Raw genomic sequence first — 17,288 nt, 5'->3', positions numbered from 1 at the left:
TCCTTATTTAATTTTCAAAGTGGCTTCTTATCAAAAAATTATTGCAATGAAAATTCAGGGAAAAACCATTCTGATTACCGGTGGCGCATCAGGAATAGGATTAGAAGCTGCCAGACAGTTTCTGGAAAAAGGTGCAAAAGTGATCATTACGGGGAGAAATCAGGACAAATTAACTGTCGCAAAAAAACAGTTTCCGGATCTGATTACTATTCAGAGTGACGTCTCCGATGCAGATGATGCTCAAAAACTTTTTGAGAAAGTATCAGCCCTTGGCGGAATCGATATTCTTTACAATAACGCCGGCGTGGGCATCCCTCCGATCAATTTGGGAATAGCCAACGACAAACATATTGAAGGTGCAACGTACGAAATGGAGGTCAACTATATCGGGATTATCCGCCTCAACAATCTTTTTATGGAAATGCTAAAATCCCGGAAAGAAGCGGCCATCATCAAAACTACTTCAATTCTCAGCTATGTTCCATCTCTGGTAGAAGCTACCTATTCTGCTACCAAAACAGCTCTTGCATTTTACACCAAAGCTTTGCGGGAACATCTCAGAATTATTGGCAGTGACCTCAAAATTTTTGAATTACTTCCACCCGTTGTGGATACAGAAATGACAGCGTCCAGAACAGGAAAGAAATTAACTCCTGAACAATTGGTGAAAGGATTAATTTCAGGTTTAGAAAAAAACCAGTACACCATTCGGGTAGGTGACAGCAAAATTATGTATTTCCTGCACCGGTTTTTCCCGAAATTAGCATTCAGTCTGGTGAATCCAAAAACATCTCATCAAAACATCAAAACAACTCATTAAATATGAAAGCATTTATCATCAAAAATTACAAGAAAGGAGGCGAATTGCAACTGAGCGAAATGCCGGATCCAGTTATTAAAGACAATCAGGTTTTGGTGGAAATTCATGCGGCCAGCGTCAATCTTCTGGATTCCAAGATCAAAGATGGTGAGTTCAAAATGTTTCTAAAATATAAAACACCTCTTATTTTAGGTCACGACGTGGCGGGAATTGTTACCAAAGTAGGGTCAAAAGTTACAAAATTTAAAAAAGGCGATGCCATTTACGCAAGACCTGCAGATTACAGATTCGGAACTTTTGCAGAACAGATTGCCATGAATGAGGAAGATGTGGCATTAAAACCAAAAAACCTTACTATGGAAGAGGCAGCGTCTATTCCGTTAGTGGGATTGACAGCGTGGCAGGCGTTAGTAGAAAATGTAAACCTTAAAAAAGGTGATAAGGTTTTTATTCAGGCAGGATCTGGCGGTGTAGGAACTTTTGCCATCCAGCTTGCGAAACATCTTGGACTGACGGTTGCAACTACAGCCAGCGAAAAAAGTTTTGATTTTCTGAAAAGTTTGGGTTCAGATGTACTCATCGACTACAAAAAACAGCAGTTTGAAGATATGCTTCATGATTATGATTTTGTGCTGAACAGTCAGGATGCCAAAACTTTAAATAAATCTTTTGAAATAGTAAAATCGGGCGGTAAAATCACCTCTATTTCCGGACCGCCCACACCCGAGTTTGCGGATGAACTTCAATTGCCTTGGTTCGTGAAAATTATTGTTGGATTGCTGAGCAGTAAAGTTAGAAAAAAGGCTAAAGCACAAAATATCAGTTACGATTTTCTTTTTATGAAAGCCAGCGGGCAGCAGCTTTGGGAGATTACCAAATTAATTGAAGCAGGAATTATAAAACCGGTAATTGATAAAGTTTTTCCTTTCAGTCGAACCAATGATGCAATGAAATACGTGGAGAGCGGAAGAGCGAAAGGGAAAGTAGTGTTGAAAATTAATTAAAGCTATTCACTTTTATCAAATTTTGGCTTCTTTAAATCTTCGACCCCCAATTTCAATCAATTCGTCCACTAAATGGTTTGAATTACGCACCGCCAATGACCCCAAGTTTTAAAGCAGTTCTGAAAAGAGCTGCTTTTTTTGTTCCTAATCAAATCCATTTAGTTCAGTTCAGAAAGTATAATGCAACCAAAAGGCTTATCACAAGATATTCTCCAAAAATTGCTCTAATCTCTCTGGCATCCAAGATTTAGTTTTTGTAATGGGAAATGCGGTATGACCGCCTTGTTTAGGCATGTCAAGAAATAAATGATCAGATTTTTTGGCCAATTCTATTGGAAAACATGGCTTGGATAAAAAGGGATCATTTTGCGCATTTACAATTAAGGTTGGCATGCGGACTTCTGATAGGGAGTTTAAACTACTTCCCGACAAGTAGAAATCATCTAAAGATTTAAATCCAGAAAAAGGAGCAGTAAAATTTGCAGAAAATGCTTGTACAGATTTGATCTCATCCAATGTCTTGATGTCAAATATCCCTGGATGTAGATTTTCCAGTTTGCGCACTTTAGCCTTTAATTTAAGTAAAAATTTATTGGCATAAATTCGGTTGGTAAATCTATCTATTTTCTGCTCTGAGGTTTTTAAATCGCATGGTGCAGAAAAAGCTGCTACAGCTTTAAGGTTTTGGGGAGTAGCGTGTCTGGCAACAAAATTTAAAGCCATGTTGCCGCCTAAAGAAAATCCCGTAAGTACAATTGAGTTATATTTTTGAGCGTATTCTTTAATTAAAACGGCTATGTCATTGGTTGATCCACCATGATAAAGCACCGGCAAACGGTTCATTTCTCGCCCACAACTTCGAGCATGCATTACCAAAATATCCCAGCCTATTGCGCTAAAATGTTCAGCCATTTGTTGCACATAATGACTTCTTGAATTACCTTCTAACCCGTGAATAAGGATCATTAGTTGATCATTACCACCGCGTACCCAATCAAGTTCCAAAAAATCTCCATCTGGCAATTCTAACTTCTCTGTTGTGTAAAGTGAGTTATTTCGTTTTACACCAAAAACAGGAGCTATAGTTTGCAGATGCCCATTAAAAAGGTATGCTGGAGGACGATAGTTTGATTGCAGGACAGGCATTCGTAATGGGATAAATGGTTGTGTTTAGCTTATGCTGTAAAGATAAATTTTCTGATTAATAATTAAATAGATTGGATATTATCCTAACCTTTCAATCCGTACATTTAGTAAAACTTGCTTTTTACAGGTAATTTTAAAAGATTTTTAAAAAAAATGTTTTAATCATCATTATTTTGGGCACTAATTAGTGAAAAAACTAAGATATTGCACTACAATTGACCATTAGTTATGATTAAAGATAAACCCAATATATTTGTAAAGTGGTTCGCAAATTTTGCCGAAGGATGGATTTTGCGTCATTTTGCCTCTCTAAAATTTATTGGTGAACTCAAAGTTAAAACCGACCATTCTTGTGTAATGTTGATGAACCATTACAGTTACAATGACTCGGCAATTTTACATCGCATTTGCCGAAAGATTTTGAAGAAAGAGTTAAAAGCGGTGGTGATAGAGGAACAACTCAAAGCATTTCCTATATTAAAATATGTTGGATGTTTTTCGATAAGTAAAAAGTCGAGAAATATGATTGAGTCGTTAGATTATGCGGCCAAATTACTACATAACCCAAAGGTGATGTTGGGCATTTATCCGCAGGGCGGATTATATTCTATGCACTTAAACCGTGTACATTTCGAAAGCGGATTAGATTATATCTTTAAAAAAACAAAAACCACGCCTTATCAAGTATTTTTTGGAATAACGTTACTTGATTATTTAGAAAGCTTTAAACCTATAGCTAGAGTATATCTTGCTGAGTATCATGGTGAGCAAAAAGTTGAAAAAATGGAAGAAGCTTACAATCAATTTTATGCCGAGTGTAAAAAGAAACAGCAGCATTTGTATAATCCGCCGGCAAAAGTAATTGATAAATAAGGATACGCCCTTGCGTTAGCTTAAGCGCCATACATCCTGGCGCCTTACCAATCCGCCAACTATTCTTGGAGGACGGTAAGAGGATGCTATTTAAATTCAAATCCATCTACAATTTATTCGTTTAGATACTCAGAGAGCGTACACTTCGTATAATAATATTTTCAATAAAAGCTAAACAGATAAAGATTAAACCGAGTACAACGAAACAGATTTTGTCTTTTAAAAAATATTTTCAATTACAAGTAAAAGAAAAACAGCACTTTATTATCAATTTTATTCATTTTAATGGATTTTTTACAATAATTCCCGATTAAACTTCAATAAATGCCGTAATTTTGCCATACTCTTATCTATGCCGATACACTATTTTTTTTATGCGAAAGACGTTAGATCATGCGAAAGATTGTCATTGTTGAAGATGATACCGAATTAGCCAATAACATAGCAGAGTTAGTTACGATTTTAGGATACCAAGTGTCTGCTATTTTTAATGAAAGCAAGACTTGTCTAACATTCCTAAATGACAATTCGGTAGACCTTGTTATCATCGATATTTTACTTAAAGGGGAAGATACAGGCATTGAACTGGGTAAAGCTATTACCTCAAATTTTGATGTGCCTATTGTATTTTGCTCGGCCTATTCTGATGACCAGATATTACAGCAAGTAAAAACCATTAAACATAGTGGCTATATTATTAAACCTTTCAATAGGCAGATATTAAAAACCACTATATTTTTGGCGCTAAACGATAAATTTATAGCACCTACAAGCAGCGGCAAAGATACGTTACACGTTAGGGACAAAGGTTATCTTATCCCCATCGAATTCAGGAACATTTTGATTGCAGAAGCCGATGGCCTTTACACCAAAATTATCACTGCTAAAAAAAGTTATCTGATTAGGGCAATATTGAAAAACGTTGAGGAACAATTGCCTTCAAATAAATTTTTGAGAGTACATAAATCATACTTAGTAAACGTAGATCACATTTCTTCTTTCAATAGTAAAGGAGTTAAAATAAACGACAATATTGTACCTGTTAGAAGAGGTTACTACAAGTCGCTTAAAGAATTATTCAGCAACTAAATACTACGCCCTATCAACTCTAACATTATTGAATCAGCCAAGTTATTTGAGCTAATTACTAGTCATTTAAAAGACCTTATCATTCTGTTTGATAAGCAATTTTCCATTATTTACATTTCCCCTTCGGTGAAACGATTATTGGGCTACGAACTTTTTGAAGTGGTTGGTAAAAAAGTGGAATTTATTTTCGCCATTAGCGAACCTTTACGCATTGGCGAACCTCAAGTTTTAGGCTACCAGTACAAGCATAAAGATGAAAAGCGAATGCTAGAATCATTGATTAAGCCCGTTTACTCAAATGGCGACATCGAATGCTACTTGGCCATTTTAAGAGATGTGGATGTAAGGGAAAGCCTTAGAAAGGAGCTGGAAAGAGCACTGAAAAAGGAAAAATCATTGAATGAGCATAAGTCGAAGCTGATCTCAATCGCCTCTCACGAGATGAAGAGCCCTTTAGCTACCATATCCAGCAGTTTAGAATTGATTTCGATTTATCTGCAAGAAGATAAACATGCCAAGCTAATTAGCTTAGAACGCCATATAGAAAAAATGCAGACACAACTTGAGCGTTTGAATAGTGTGGTTGATGAGTTGCTTCTGACCGAAAAAAACAATAACTACCAGCAGATGGTTGTGTTGGAACGCCTGGATTTGGTAAGCGTTATTGACGGAGTGATAAAGGAAAGTGTTTCTGAAGCTGATCAGAAAAAAATAAGTATAAAATGTACTGAGACGAAAATATTAATTGACTCGAACAAGATATTGCTGCATCATATTTTTAAAAATCTTATTGAAAACAGCTTAAAGTATTCAAAGCCTGAAAAATCGAAAATACAAATTACTATAGAGCCTGCTAAATCGCAGGTTGATGTTTCAGTTAAAGATAACGGGATTGGCATTCATCCTTTGGAAAAAGACAAAATTTTTGACCAATTTTATCGTTCGAACAGAAATACCGAGATCACAGGTTTTGGAATTGGATTATCGGTAGTTAAGGAGTGTGCTACCATGCTTGACGCCAAAATAACCATCAAAAGTTCAGTTAATAAAGGAAGTACGTTTAAAATTAGCTTCCCAAAATAACAAACACATCGCTTTTAAAATTAAGCGGGAGCAACAATATTAGCTTCCGTTAAACACAGCAGACTGGGGAGATATCCTGTTATTCTTCCTTTCTAACTAACTGCAATAAATAATCGAGATCTATGGGTTTATTGAGCAGGAAATCAAATTTTTCGGAGGATAGGGAGCTAAGGTAGCTTGAAAAACCTGAAGTCATTCCAATGATTCTCATATCCTTTAAGCCTTCGTTCCTCACGTACATCAATAATTCAAGTCCGTTTAACTTAGGCATCAAAATATCTGTTACAATCGCATCAAATTTATCTTGCTGCTTTAGGTACTTCTCAATAGCTTCTTCCCCATCTTGAGCTAGGTATACCTCACACGAGTTTTTTGTAAGAAAGTTACGAATATGTAAACCAATTGCCATATCATCTTCAACTAATAAAACCTTGATCTTATCCATTACTTTAACTCATGTTACTGTGTTATTTATAAACACAAATATCTTCTTAAGGTTGGCCTGCAAATATCTTTTTTTACAGGGGATTAAACAACTTAGAAATTAACTGCTACTTTACGTTCTGTTTGCTTACATTTATGAAATAAAGCATCAAACACTTCTGTAATTCTAGCTAAGTCATCTTTGGTCAAGTTACTTCCGCTAGGCAAGCATAATCCGTTATTGAAAATCTCATCAGAAACTCCGGTACCAAAATATGGATAGGCCGTATAAAGTGGCTGCAAGTGCATTGGTTTCCAAATTGGTCTAGATTCAATATTTTCTGCAGCTAGCGCATCCATTACATCATCTCTGGTAATGCCCATTGTTAACTTTGGATTAACGGATATGGTAGTTAGCCATCTGTTAGAGAAATATTTTTCATTAGGTTCCTGCAACAGCTCAACACCTTCAATGTTACTGAAGTAATTGTTATAAAAATTGAAGTTTGCTCGTCTAGCTGCTACCCTATCGTCAATAAGCTCTAGCTGTGCAATACCAATACCAGCTAAAATATTGCTCATTCTGTAATTGTAGCCCATTTGCGTGTGCTCGTAATGTTTAGCAACATCTTTTGCCTGTGTAGCTAAAAACTTGGCACGGGTAATCATTTCATCATCGTTGCTTAAAAGCGCACCACCAGCACTTGCTGTAATGATTTTATTACCATTGAAACTAAGTACACCAAGCTTTCCTATACCGCCGCAAGCACGTTTGTCAAATGTACTTCCCAAGGCTTCGGCAGCATCTTCTAGCACTGGAATGCCGTACTCGTTAGCGATACGCATGATTTCTTGCATGTTTGCTGGCATGCCGTACAAGTGCACTGGAATAATTGCTTTCGGAAGTCTGGCTTCACCCCTTCCCATCGGAGTTCTGATTTCGCCTCTCATACAAGCAATAATTGCTTTTTCAAGCTGCTGAGGGCACATGTTCCAGGTTTCCTTCTCAGAGTCGATAAATACTGGCATACCACCCAAATACTTGATTGGATTGGCTGAAGCCACAAAAGTTAAGCTCTGTGTTAGTACGTAGTCATCTGGCTGTACGTCTAGCATCCTTAATCCCAAGTGTATGGCAGCAGTACCCGAACTCAATGCGGCTGCGTGTTTTACCCCATTGTATCTGCATAAATCGTTTTCAAAAACATCAATGTGCGGACCAAGTGGAGCGATCCAGTTACAGCGAAAAGCTTCTTCAATATAAGAAAGCTCATTCCCTGACATGTGAGGTGAACTTAACCAAACCTTGCTTTTTAGCGAATGTTGCATATCATTTATGATTTAGGCAATTTTCTAATTCAATGTTAATCCTACTTCTTTCACAGTAGTATTTTTAAACCCTAGTTTTTGCAAATTTTCCATAGCTTTTTGTGCCTGATCCAAGTTGAGGAACAGTCCATAGAAATATTTGCGGACACCATCTTGATTTCTTTCGCTGAACATATTCAGCCATCTTAAGTCAAGCGCAGAAGTTTCGTTTTCGGCACTTACGGCAGCTACCTGTATGGTGTAATATTTGTCGTTAGCTAAAGTTGCCGGTACACCACTAGAGAAACTAGCGTTAGAAGTTTCTTCCAAGGTGAGTAGTTCTTTAATTTTAGCTTCTAACTGTGCTCTATTTTTAACATCTGCACCAAATAACCCTTCTTCCAATATCTTTTCAAGGTTAGCATTATTGAAGCCCTTCAACATCAATACACTTCTACGATTTTTCTCTTGCAAACTATCAATACAAGTAGAGCAACCTATTACAGGCTCGCTTTTGCCAAACCAAGAAGTTTCTATACTAGATGGGTTAACGCCCAATGCTGTTAGATAAGATTTTACCGAAGCTGCCCTACGCTCACTAAGCTTTTTGTTGTAGGCAACGCTAGCTCTTAAATCGGTGTGAGATTTTACATCCAATGTAAGGTTCAGCCTTTTCATTAAGCGACCTACTTGGTTTAATTTCACCTGCGCATCAGGTCTGATGTTATACTTGTCTAAATCGTAGTAAACGGTATCTGCAAAAATGATAGCATCACCTACATTTGTACTGATAGGAACGCGTGGTATATCAATTTTTGCCGGCACTTCCTCTTTAGGCTTAACTACTTCAGGCGTAGCTTCCTTAACCTTAATTGAATCACAAGGCGGACATAAGGTAACGCCAACAGGAACTAAACCAGTAACTTGTTTACGGAATACGTCAGTTTGTTTTTTGATCGTAGTTTTCTTTCCAAAAGGAAAAAAGCTCAAACCAATTTCCATGTGAGAAACATTGTAATAATCCTTCAAAATTGGAAACTCATAACTTGCACTAATGCCAACCCTATCAGAGATATTGATAGCAGCTACCCCGTAAACAGCTTGCCACGACCTGCTGTAGGCACCAAAAGAAACGGTGTTGTTTTTAATTTTATGCAACCAAGTAAGGCTATAAGTGGTTTCGTGTATACCAACCGTGTCACGTTTAGGTTTATAATCGCGAAGAAAAATACCTTCTTTCCAAGAATAATGCTCTACTCTTACGGCATCTTTAGGACTGAATTGATATTGTATGTTACTCAATGCCGTTACACGATAACGTTTCAATAAAGTATTTACACCTTCATACTTTAGGTTATGGTTAGGGTTGGTTACGTTATAGGCAGAAAATCCAGTTTCGATTTTCAATCGGCCCACTTCGATTTTATATTTTACCCCAACGCTGTAATTTAAATAAGAGGTTGTTGTTTCTGTACCGGTAATAGATGCTGACAAAGGCTTTTCTAGATACCTAAAAGCGCCTACGTCCAATAGTCTATCATAATTTGATTTAGACATATCTGCTCCACCTGTGATGTAGGTAGCTTGACCACCAAACCTTAATGTTTGCAACCCGGCTTTGTCTAGGTAAAATCGCTTTGCGGCAGAAAAACCAAAATACTGGCCATTTACCGGAAAGTTTGGAGAACCTGACCTCATGTAGTTTAACCCAAGGCTCCAATTTTCGGCCTTTCCAAAATTGAAATCCGCAGAGCCGTTGAAAATGTAATTATGCTGTATGTCGTTATCAACTCTAGCAGCTAAACCGAGTATGCGTAATTTTCCTTCAAAATCACCAGTTTGTGCAGGGTTTACCGCTAGGGGAATTGAATTGTATTGCGATACTCTGGCATCTTGTGCTAAAACATTAGCCCCCAACAACATTGTTAAGGTTAAAACTTTAGCGATTTTATAAATTTTGATATTAAGCATAGTAAGTCAAGTTGTCCAAAAAGACGTTGATCTTTTCCAAGTTATCTTGCTCATTTTCTCCTGCGTTTACATGTAATACAGGTACGTTGAGCATTTTAAGTGCATTTATTTTTTCTTTGTAAGCTATTACATCATTTGCTACGTAAGCCTCAAGTGCTTTGTTGGAAAGCGGTCCGTGGCTAAACGTATTGATTCCTTTTGCTTTTCGTTCTAAAACCCTCGACATGTGATCCTCAAAAGGTAGGTCGAAAAACACTACTGCATCTGGATTGAGGATATCGTCTTGTTTTATTTCATTTAAACTGTAATTAGCAGTGATGTTACTTTTTAAGCCATGATGATGATGAAGTGCCCCTTCATCATAAACTACTACGTGGCTTTCGTTAAGTGTACTTTTAAGCGCTCCGTGTAGGCAAACACACCTATCGAAATTGGCGGTTCTTTTAGCCACCACCTCGTTGCGCTTTTCAGACGCTAGGTAATTGTTAAATAACTCCCACGATATTTTGCAGTTCACTACTTCTTTCCAATTGTTATGATGGTTCATCAAAATCATCTTAGACAAACCGTATTTTTTCTTTTCAAAAACTTTACTGCCGAAAAGAATGTTATATAACGTCTGCCTGTTAAAACCAAAGGTGATTTCCAGGTTAATAGCCGCTCTAATACATGCTTGACGTACATTAAGGTATTTGCTTTGCGTATACGCATTAAATAACTTGTGATACATATAGGTTTTTCCAACGCCGGATGAACCTAAAAATTCAACAGATTTCATTGTAAGAGCTTAATCATGAAATTTATCAAAGTCAACTTTATAGTGTGACAACAAATCATTGAAAACCATATCGTTCTTTCCTCCGTATATATTGTTGAACATTAACTGTTCGGTACCTAAACCTGTTAACGAAATAAATGGATGCACAAACAACCCCGCCAACGATACCACTTTGGTATTATTCCTCACCGCCATAACTTTTATCCATATGTCGTCTGTTAATAACGATCTGGTTTTTAGTTGTTCTTTATCAAATAAATCCTTGTGCAAAGCACCAGGTGGATAAATTACGCCGCCAACGCCCAGGTTCAACAAACTGTGCGACGGTTCTCGATTTTCTTTTATCACATCCCAATTCAAATAGCAATCGAACTTACCGTTGATGGTTTTTATTTTCCTAGTTAGCACCGCACAAATCATGTTAGGATAACGAACAGCACATTTATTCAAAGTACTTACCAAGTGGGTAGGATAAATCTTATCATCATCAATGGTGATAATGCTTGCATTTGGAAAAGAAGACATCGCATAAAAATATTTATTGTGAGGTCTTAGGTTATCCGATACAAACACAATCTGTAACCCTCTTTTTTTTAATTTCAACAGCCTTTTAGGCAGCTTATTCTCGTTTTCGAATTCATCGGAAGCCAAATAAAGAATAATGGCATCAGGCTTTTCAGTTTGCCTAAGGATTGATTCAACAACCATCCAAGCTTTATGTACTCTATCCGGCTTGGTAGTTAAGGAAACAATTACCTTGTTGTTGTGGTTAAGATCTGTGTCAAGCTTTATCCGAAAGCGTTTTATAAATAATAGGGAAATGCGGTATTTTAAACTGTATGCAAAATTCTTTATTCTCAATATCATGGTTTAAACAAGCACAGCATACTGTCAAATGCCGCTTTTCCAACACGTAGGTCGTCTATTAAATTTTAGTTAGGTGAATCAGTAAGTTTATCTAGTATTCTGTTGCCAGCACTGTTGGTATACCAGTTTAAGTTGGTAGTTGCTCCTGAAGTAGCCCACTGCACAAATCGTGGATAGGCTGCTGTCATCGACTGTCCGCTTTTAGGATAAGGGATTTTTTCAGGAACATCAATAGCCCAGGTGATATTTCCAGCACTGTTTTTAGTGTTGCTTAGGTAATATCTGTTTGCTGCTACAGATGAGTTATCATCATCGGTACCAAACAATGCCCTGTTTACTTTTACTGATGGCTTTCTGTTGGCTAGATGTATTTCGTAGTTTCTATTTCCACGAGGGATAAGAAATGGAGATATCTTATTAAAATCAGCCAGTGGAATTGCAGGATTAAATTTAACCGTGAAAGAGAATGTTTCAGCAGCTCTGGTGGTACTTCCTGCTCCCGTATTATTCACATTGTTACCGCCTAAAATTGTGGTAGCCCCGTCAAAAACCTTAATTACTACATCACTGGTGTGTCCACTTTCTACACTATAATTGATAGATTTATTGGAGTTGATGTTTGCACCGTCAAAGTTAACGTTGGTTACAATAGCTACCTGACCAGGTGTAGCATTAGGCACCATTACTGCAAAACCATTGTTTTGTTGTGCCGATATTGATGCTAAATCAAAAGTGAAGTTAACCTCACTAATTTTATTTTGCTCAACCTGGTCAATTAAACCAGTATAGTTGTGGTGAACAACCATGTCGTTCATATCAAAATCAGCTAAACGCGGCCAGCAATCTTCAAATAATAAAGTACCTTTTACGTTTTTGGCCGGATAAAAAACATAGTCGCTGTCTGTTCTTGGCACAGTAGGTAACTTAGGGAAGTTTCTTACATCAATAGCCTCATTTGGATTCCAGCTTGCAAAAAACGCAATATCCGAATAATCACCATCGGTACCATCTTCAATTGACCATACAATTTTGTTAGTAGCCTCATCGTAAAGTGTTACCATACGCTCTTTCTTTCCAGCCATGTAGCCTGTAGAACCAGCAGTATTCAAGTTATAATCAGAATAATAAGTAGTTCTGCTAGTATTAATTGTACCTGGAGTACCTACGGCAGTTGGAGTAAAGCTATTACTGATTAAGAAAAAGCCGATTGTAGTATTAGGAGGGAATGAACCATCAGCGTTAGGGCCAATAAGTTCTACCGTGTTACCTGCAACTAAACCGCTATAATTGGTTGTAGCTGTTCTAGATGTACTTGGGAAAATGTAACCTTTATTGGTACTAGGTATTGCAGCAGGTGATGCTGGCTTCGCGTTTGTAGGATGCCAGTAATAACCTAAAGTGTTTTTATTTGATGAATTAGCAAACATGAAAGTGATGCTCACATTCGCAGTTTGATTAGGTTTCAAATCTAACACAATGGTTCTTGGAATAGAAGAATCTAGGTAGTTTGAACCCACTGGCACTGGTACGCCTTTAGGCAAAGCTGCCTTAAAACGTTGCAAAAAGCTTGGGTTAACGTATTGCGGAGTAGTTAAATAATCAGGAAAACCTACGTTACTCCATGATCTAACTGCCTGAACATCTGCCGGGCCAGCAGCCTGTAGAGCGTTGGTATAGATAAAATTATACGCCGAAGAGGTTTTCTTAGTTGGCTGAGATGGGTTATAATCTAACTGATAGCCTTGAGAACCACGTTCTACTTCAAAGTACTCAGGAATACCCACCGATTTAGACAGCAAATAAATTTTGCTGATATGGCTAGGCACTTTTAATTCTGTTTCGAAATGACCTTTGCTATCAAGTTTGATTGATCGTACAACACGTAACTTATTTAATTCAGCTGGTTGATCCAGATAATCTACAGGATTATCCAAACAAACATCAAATTCTGCACCATCATAAGGAATGTTACCTAATAATTGAACGTCTACTTTAAGATTTTGGGTTAATGTGTTTGAGTAATCAAACCCATCTGCCACTTTCATTGATCTAAAGTCAACTTCTGCAGTTGGTTCTTGATTATCCTGTTGCTCTTTTTTGCATCCTAGAGAGAAAAGTACTACGGATACTAAAACCGGAGAAAGAATTCTGAATTTCATTTTAATTTTTACTGCGTTAACGATTAAAAATTGTGTGTTTTTTGTTATAGTTTGATGAATTGATAATAAACTTAGCTCAAGTATTCCATATAGGAATATTTATGGTATTGTTGTGATACTTTATGTAAATAAAGTGTATTTATGCACAACAAAATTCTTGAACTTACGTTGCTTATGCCTTAGCTAGTTAAATATCGTTTTATGGTTGCAGGAACGCCCACCGCTACTACATTTTCTGGTAGGTTTTGATGCACCAAACACTGTGCTCCTATAATGGTTTTGTTTCCAATAGTTACTCCTTGTAGTGTTGAACATCCAATACCTAACTCTACCGAAAAACCTACCTTGGTATGCCCGCCCAAACTCACATTTGGCGCTAAAGAACTGAAGGAATCTATCAAACAATGATGGCCAACTGAACAATTCATGTTCATCACTACAAAATCGCCAATTTGGGCGCCGTAATTAATACAAGTGCCCGGATAAATTACCACACCTTTACCCAAGGTTGTGCCATTGGAAAGCCAAGCATTACCCGCTACCAGCGTTGGAAATTCAAGTGTTGGATTAGCTGCTAGCTTATTTAATATCAATGCTTTAATTCTTGGAAATGCAATACCAATCACTACTGCCAAATCTGTTTTATCGAGTAACCAAGATACCCCTCCCAAAATTGGAAAACCACAAAATTCGCTTCCCTGTTTAGCTGTATCATCGTCCAAGAAACCAATTAACCGTCCTTCTATTCCGTAAAGTGACAAGTTACTAGCGATGTGCCCGCCAACGCTGCCAGCACCAATAATTACAATTTTCTTCATCTTTTTGTAGTTCAATAAATTATGGTAGCTAGTTAGTTCCGTCAAAAGGTTGCATAGGTCGTTCGCTAGATTGGTTAATACCTTCCTTTTTAACCACTTTAAGTACGGTTAGCCACAAAATCTTAATATCAAGCCAAATGCTTAGGTGTTTAGCGTAATAGGCATCCAGTTCAAATTTTTTAGTCCACGAAATTGAATTACGACCGCTTACCTGCGCCAAACCTGTAATGCCCGGGCGTACATGATGACGTGTACGTTGTTCTGCAGAGTACAAAGGGATGTATTTAAAAAGTAGTGGCCTTGGCCCAACTAAGCTCATATCACCTTTTAAAACGTTAATTAACTGCGGCAATTCATCAATAGAAAGCGATCTAATTTTTTTGCCTATTGTGGTAGTTCGTTGTACATCTGGCAATAATTTCCCCTCCGCGTCTTTATCATCATTCATGGTTTTAAACTTGATGATTTTAAAGGGTTTTTCTTTGTAGCCTGGTCGCTCCTGAAAGAAAAATACCTCATTACCATGATAATATTTCAACAACAAAAATGTAATCAATATCACGGGTGATAGTACAATTAGTGCCGTTAGCGAAACTAAAATATCCAATAAACGCTTAAATGTAGACCTGTACATATTTATTGCATTTCATTTTTATAAATAGGGCGTTTGCCCGATGGTTGCGGTTTAATGTCATCTACAAATAAATGCTCAATGCTAGCATCTTGCCCCAATACATTTTTCAGGTTATTTGTAATTTGTTCAAGCACCTGGGCAGGAACTTGCTCGTTGGTTTTCCTGATGCGCAATTGATACGAGGTTTTTGCAATTTGCGCAAATTGATATTGCGGAAAATAACCTGCAGTACTTAAAGGCATGTGAATTAGCGGCCCCAAAGCCAAACTTGCCACAGGAGCAGCATTTGTAGTAAACAGTTGTTCGGTTATCCTCCCGGAAATGCTACCAATTGCAAACAACTGCCCATTCCTATATTCCTGTGCTACCGCCAAATCGCCAGTGTCGTATCTCACTATTGGCACCAAATCCGCAGCTAAATCTGTTACTACCACTTTGCCCACCTCTCCTACTTTCACAGGTTTCAAATCATTATCTAGCAACTCAACCACTACGTTATATCTATTGGTGTAATAGGCGCTGCCAAATGTTTTCTGTTGGGCAATTAATCCTACTTCCTCATTGCTGTACCTATCAATTACTTCACAATTCAACGCATCTTTAATAAATTGTTTTTTAATTGCTTCGATGGGTTCAGAAGTAAAAATTACCGATTTAATAGGGTGTTTAATTTGCTTAGTTTTGATATACGAAGCCAGCTCAAAAATAACCGAAGGGAAGCCAATTACTACAGTTAGTTTTTGAGCTACTAAATGCCTAACCGCATCTGCTACTTTATCTTGAGTTAGGTTGGTTGGCACAAATCGGTGCTCATTTCTCAAAAACTGCCACCATTTTGGTTTCTGCTTGGCGGCAATAAGCATAAATGCATCACCGAGTTGATACCCAGCTGCTTCGTTAAAGTATTTAAATGAAGCTGTTCTGATGAGCGCTCGGCTTTTTGAGTAAGGGATTTTAAATGGCTCACCGTAAGACCCTCCCGTGTAAGCGTACGTGTGGATGGCGTTTACATCAATTGTAGCGATCTTTTTTGAGATATCTTTTTTGGTCATTAAAGGTTGTACTGCCAAACTTCCTTCAATGTTGTGCGAACGAAGATACGTTTCAATAGCTTGAGCATCAATTTCCTTTTCTTGCTGGTGACAGGCTTTAATAACACGATAGTTTTCATCAATTTTTCCGCCACCCACTTTATCGTAAATAGAAAATATAGCTTTAGTAAGGTATTTCATAATTACAGTAGTTTAGTGAAGTCTTTAGCACTCATAAAAATGACATCTGGCCACTTTTTGGTAATTGCAGCCAACAATCGATTTAGCTCACCCAAACCTTTTTCACGGTTTTTCTCGTCCATTCCACCAACAAAATTGACCCGATGGGTACCAATTATAGCGGCCTTTCCACAGATAAATGCGCCTTGAATTTGACTCATTATATGACCTAAACCTGCATAAGATTTTTCAGTAGGCTCAAAGTTGCAATTGCGCACATAAACAGTCATGCCGTTTGCAGTTTTATCACCAGTGCGAAAAGTTCTAAGTTGGTAAACGCCGTTGGCACTTCTATCAAAACGTTGACGAGGAACTGCGTTGTAACGAATATGGTGGTCCATTAAATGCTTATCAAAACCGTCGATAAACACCCCATTTGGTGCATTAAACACGGTTGGATAAAAGCCAAATGCTTCGAAAAACAAGGAGATTCCGTCCTCCATATCTTGCTTTACGCTTTCCAAATCGGCATCACTTTCGATATAAAAATTTGGGCGGAAGTTTTGCGCCACTTTGGGTGTACCGGCAGGTGAGTAAGAAGCAAAGCCTTTTTCAAACGAAGCCTTCATTTTCTCGTCGCCACTTTGCAAGGCCCTTAACCACATTGCTGTTGCAATATGCTCACGACCATGATATTCGGGCATCCAGATGCCGGCAGCAATACCCTGCGACCAAGCTTGAAGCACATTGCCTTTAGCCCTCTGTTTAATTGTAGTTAAAAGCGGCTCTCTTTCGTAAGTTGAGAAACCATTTGCACTAATTTTTTGATAATCGGGGTTAGCGGTATTGTAGTACGGACTCATCACAGCCGGATTTCCCTTGCTATCTTTGTGTCGGGAAAGCACTTCAAATAGCGCCTCCAAATCATCTGCAGCTTCCAAAGTATCAAAACGGGAGTACCTACTACTATCCATAGGGAGGCCAGCTTTTTTAAGACTTTGATAAGCTTCTTGCGATGGCACACCTATCCCACCCCAATCATCACATTCAATCACTACCACTTTTTTGCCCACTCCTTTACCCGGAATGTTTCTCAAAGTAGAA

Annotated in this window: 16 protein-coding genes; 5 read left to right on the top strand and 11 right to left on the bottom strand. The window is 37.8% G+C overall.

Annotated elements, in window-relative coordinates; translation table 11 throughout:
- Nucleotides 1-46: 46 nt before the first annotated feature.
- On the top strand, nt 47-820 hold the full coding sequence (locus DUT68_RS04230) for an SDR family oxidoreductase (protein ID WP_113636051.1): 774 nt from the start codon (nt 47-49) through the stop codon (nt 818-820).
- A gap of 2 nt (nt 821-822) precedes the next feature.
- Entirely contained in the window at nt 823-1,824 is a 1,002-nt protein-coding gene (locus DUT68_RS04225) for an NADP-dependent oxidoreductase (RefSeq protein WP_113636049.1), read from the top strand.
- A gap of 198 nt (nt 1,825-2,022) precedes the next feature.
- On the opposite strand, the gene DUT68_RS04220 is transcribed toward DUT68_RS04225, so the two are convergent.
- The gene (locus DUT68_RS04220; RefSeq protein ID WP_113636047.1) at nt 2,023-2,970 is read right to left on the bottom strand and encodes a YheT family hydrolase; all 948 of its coding nucleotides are present in this window, start codon (nt 2,968-2,970) and stop codon (nt 2,023-2,025) included.
- Between the two features lie 228 nt (nt 2,971-3,198).
- Here DUT68_RS04220 and DUT68_RS04215 point away from each other — a divergent pair, with 228 nt between their 5' ends.
- The 3 genes from DUT68_RS04215 (at nt 3,199) to DUT68_RS04205 (ending at nt 6,015) form a co-directional block, all read left to right on the top strand.
- Nucleotides 3,199-3,843: a 1-acyl-sn-glycerol-3-phosphate acyltransferase gene (locus DUT68_RS04215; protein WP_113636046.1), complete on the top strand. Its 645-nt coding sequence runs from the start codon at nt 3,199-3,201 to the stop codon at nt 3,841-3,843.
- Nucleotides 3,844-4,236: 393 nt separating this feature from the next.
- On the top strand, nt 4,237-4,932 hold the full coding sequence (locus tag DUT68_RS04210) for a LytR/AlgR family response regulator transcription factor (protein WP_113636044.1): 696 nt from the start codon (nt 4,237-4,239) through the stop codon (nt 4,930-4,932).
- Nucleotides 4,933-6,015, top strand: a complete 1,083-nt coding sequence (locus DUT68_RS04205; RefSeq protein ID WP_306419600.1) for a sensor histidine kinase — start codon at nt 4,933-4,935, stop codon at nt 6,013-6,015.
- A 79-nt stretch (nt 6,016-6,094) separates the two neighbouring features.
- Here the strand turns inward: DUT68_RS04205 and DUT68_RS04200 are convergent, their stop codons facing one another.
- The 10 genes from DUT68_RS04200 to DUT68_RS04155 all read right to left on the bottom strand — a co-directional run bounded on the left by DUT68_RS04200 (nt 6,095) and on the right by DUT68_RS04155 (nt 17,281).
- Entirely contained in the window at nt 6,095-6,460 is a 366-nt protein-coding gene (locus DUT68_RS04200) for a response regulator (RefSeq protein ID WP_113636041.1), read from the bottom strand.
- 92 nt (nt 6,461-6,552) lie between these two features.
- Nucleotides 6,553-7,767 carry a DegT/DnrJ/EryC1/StrS family aminotransferase gene (locus DUT68_RS04195; protein WP_113636039.1) on the bottom strand — a complete coding sequence of 405 codons (1,215 nt, stop codon included), beginning with the start codon at nt 7,765-7,767 and terminating at the stop codon, nt 6,553-6,555.
- 24 nt (nt 7,768-7,791) lie between these two features.
- The gene (locus tag DUT68_RS04190) at nt 7,792-9,717 is read right to left on the bottom strand and encodes an OmpA family protein (RefSeq protein WP_113636037.1); all 1,926 of its coding nucleotides are present in this window, start codon (nt 9,715-9,717) and stop codon (nt 7,792-7,794) included.
- Complete coding sequence (locus DUT68_RS04185; RefSeq protein WP_113636036.1) at nt 9,710-10,495, bottom strand: hypothetical protein; 786 nt, start codon at nt 10,493-10,495, stop codon at nt 9,710-9,712. The genes DUT68_RS04190 and DUT68_RS04185 overlap by 8 nt, the downstream gene beginning before the upstream one ends.
- Nucleotides 10,496-10,504: 9 nt before the next feature.
- Nucleotides 10,505-11,362 carry a hypothetical protein gene (locus DUT68_RS04180; protein ID WP_113636034.1) on the bottom strand — a complete coding sequence of 286 codons (858 nt, stop codon included), beginning with the start codon at nt 11,360-11,362 and terminating at the stop codon, nt 10,505-10,507.
- 65 nt (nt 11,363-11,427) lie between these two features.
- On the bottom strand, nt 11,428-13,521 hold the full coding sequence (locus tag DUT68_RS04175) for an LruC domain-containing protein (protein ID WP_113636032.1): 2,094 nt from the start codon (nt 13,519-13,521) through the stop codon (nt 11,428-11,430).
- Between the two features lie 179 nt (nt 13,522-13,700).
- A complete protein-coding gene (locus DUT68_RS04170) occupies nt 13,701-14,339 on the bottom strand; it encodes a NeuD/PglB/VioB family sugar acetyltransferase (protein ID WP_113636030.1) in 639 nt (212 codons plus the stop codon).
- A 28-nt stretch (nt 14,340-14,367) separates the two neighbouring features.
- Nucleotides 14,368-14,973: a sugar transferase gene (locus DUT68_RS04165; protein WP_113636028.1), complete on the bottom strand. Its 606-nt coding sequence runs from the start codon at nt 14,971-14,973 to the stop codon at nt 14,368-14,370.
- Nucleotides 14,974-14,975: 2 nt separating this feature from the next.
- The gene (locus DUT68_RS04160; RefSeq protein WP_113636026.1) at nt 14,976-16,205 is read right to left on the bottom strand and encodes a phenylacetate--CoA ligase family protein; all 1,230 of its coding nucleotides are present in this window, start codon (nt 16,203-16,205) and stop codon (nt 14,976-14,978) included.
- 2 nt (nt 16,206-16,207) lie between these two features.
- On the bottom strand, nt 16,208-17,281 hold the full coding sequence (locus tag DUT68_RS04155; RefSeq protein WP_214608397.1) for a hypothetical protein: 1,074 nt from the start codon (nt 17,279-17,281) through the stop codon (nt 16,208-16,210).
- Nucleotides 17,282-17,288: the final 7 nt, after the last annotated feature.

The organism is Pedobacter zeaxanthinifaciens (assembly GCF_003313335.1).
GTDB classification, from domain to species: domain Bacteria; phylum Bacteroidota; class Bacteroidia; order Sphingobacteriales; family Sphingobacteriaceae; genus Pedobacter; species Pedobacter zeaxanthinifaciens.
Note: the sequence above shows the minus strand (reverse complement) of the source record. Positions and strands in the feature narration are given on the sequence as shown.

What these genes read in the sequence shown, in the direction of transcription:
- DUT68_RS04230 (WP_113636051.1), top strand. Translation starts at nt 47, where the DNA reads ATGAAAATTCAGGGAAAAACCATTCTGATTACCGGTGGCGCATCAGGA.
- DUT68_RS04225 (WP_113636049.1), top strand. Translation starts at nt 823, where the DNA reads ATGAAAGCATTTATCATCAAAAATTACAAGAAAGGAGGCGAATTGCAA.
- DUT68_RS04220 (WP_113636047.1), bottom strand. Translation starts at nt 2,970, where the DNA reads ATGCCTGTCCTGCAATCAAACTATCGTCCTCCAGCATACCTTTTTAAT.
- DUT68_RS04215 (WP_113636046.1), top strand. Translation starts at nt 3,199, where the DNA reads ATGATTAAAGATAAACCCAATATATTTGTAAAGTGGTTCGCAAATTTT.
- DUT68_RS04210 (WP_113636044.1), top strand. Translation starts at nt 4,237, where the DNA reads ATGCGAAAGATTGTCATTGTTGAAGATGATACCGAATTAGCCAATAAC.
- DUT68_RS04200 (WP_113636041.1), bottom strand. Translation starts at nt 6,460, where the DNA reads ATGGATAAGATCAAGGTTTTATTAGTTGAAGATGATATGGCAATTGGT.
- DUT68_RS04195 (WP_113636039.1), bottom strand. Translation starts at nt 7,767, where the DNA reads ATGCAACATTCGCTAAAAAGCAAGGTTTGGTTAAGTTCACCTCACATG.
- DUT68_RS04190 (WP_113636037.1), bottom strand. Translation starts at nt 9,717, where the DNA reads ATGCTTAATATCAAAATTTATAAAATCGCTAAAGTTTTAACCTTAACA.
- DUT68_RS04185 (WP_113636036.1), bottom strand. Translation starts at nt 10,495, where the DNA reads ATGAAATCTGTTGAATTTTTAGGTTCATCCGGCGTTGGAAAAACCTAT.
- DUT68_RS04180 (WP_113636034.1), bottom strand. Translation starts at nt 11,362, where the DNA reads ATGATATTGAGAATAAAGAATTTTGCATACAGTTTAAAATACCGCATT.
- DUT68_RS04175 (WP_113636032.1), bottom strand. Translation starts at nt 13,521, where the DNA reads ATGAAATTCAGAATTCTTTCTCCGGTTTTAGTATCCGTAGTACTTTTC.
- DUT68_RS04170 (WP_113636030.1), bottom strand. Translation starts at nt 14,339, where the DNA reads ATGAAGAAAATTGTAATTATTGGTGCTGGCAGCGTTGGCGGGCACATC.
- DUT68_RS04165 (WP_113636028.1), bottom strand. Translation starts at nt 14,973, where the DNA reads ATGTACAGGTCTACATTTAAGCGTTTATTGGATATTTTAGTTTCGCTA.
- DUT68_RS04160 (WP_113636026.1), bottom strand. Translation starts at nt 16,205, where the DNA reads ATGAAATACCTTACTAAAGCTATATTTTCTATTTACGATAAAGTGGGT.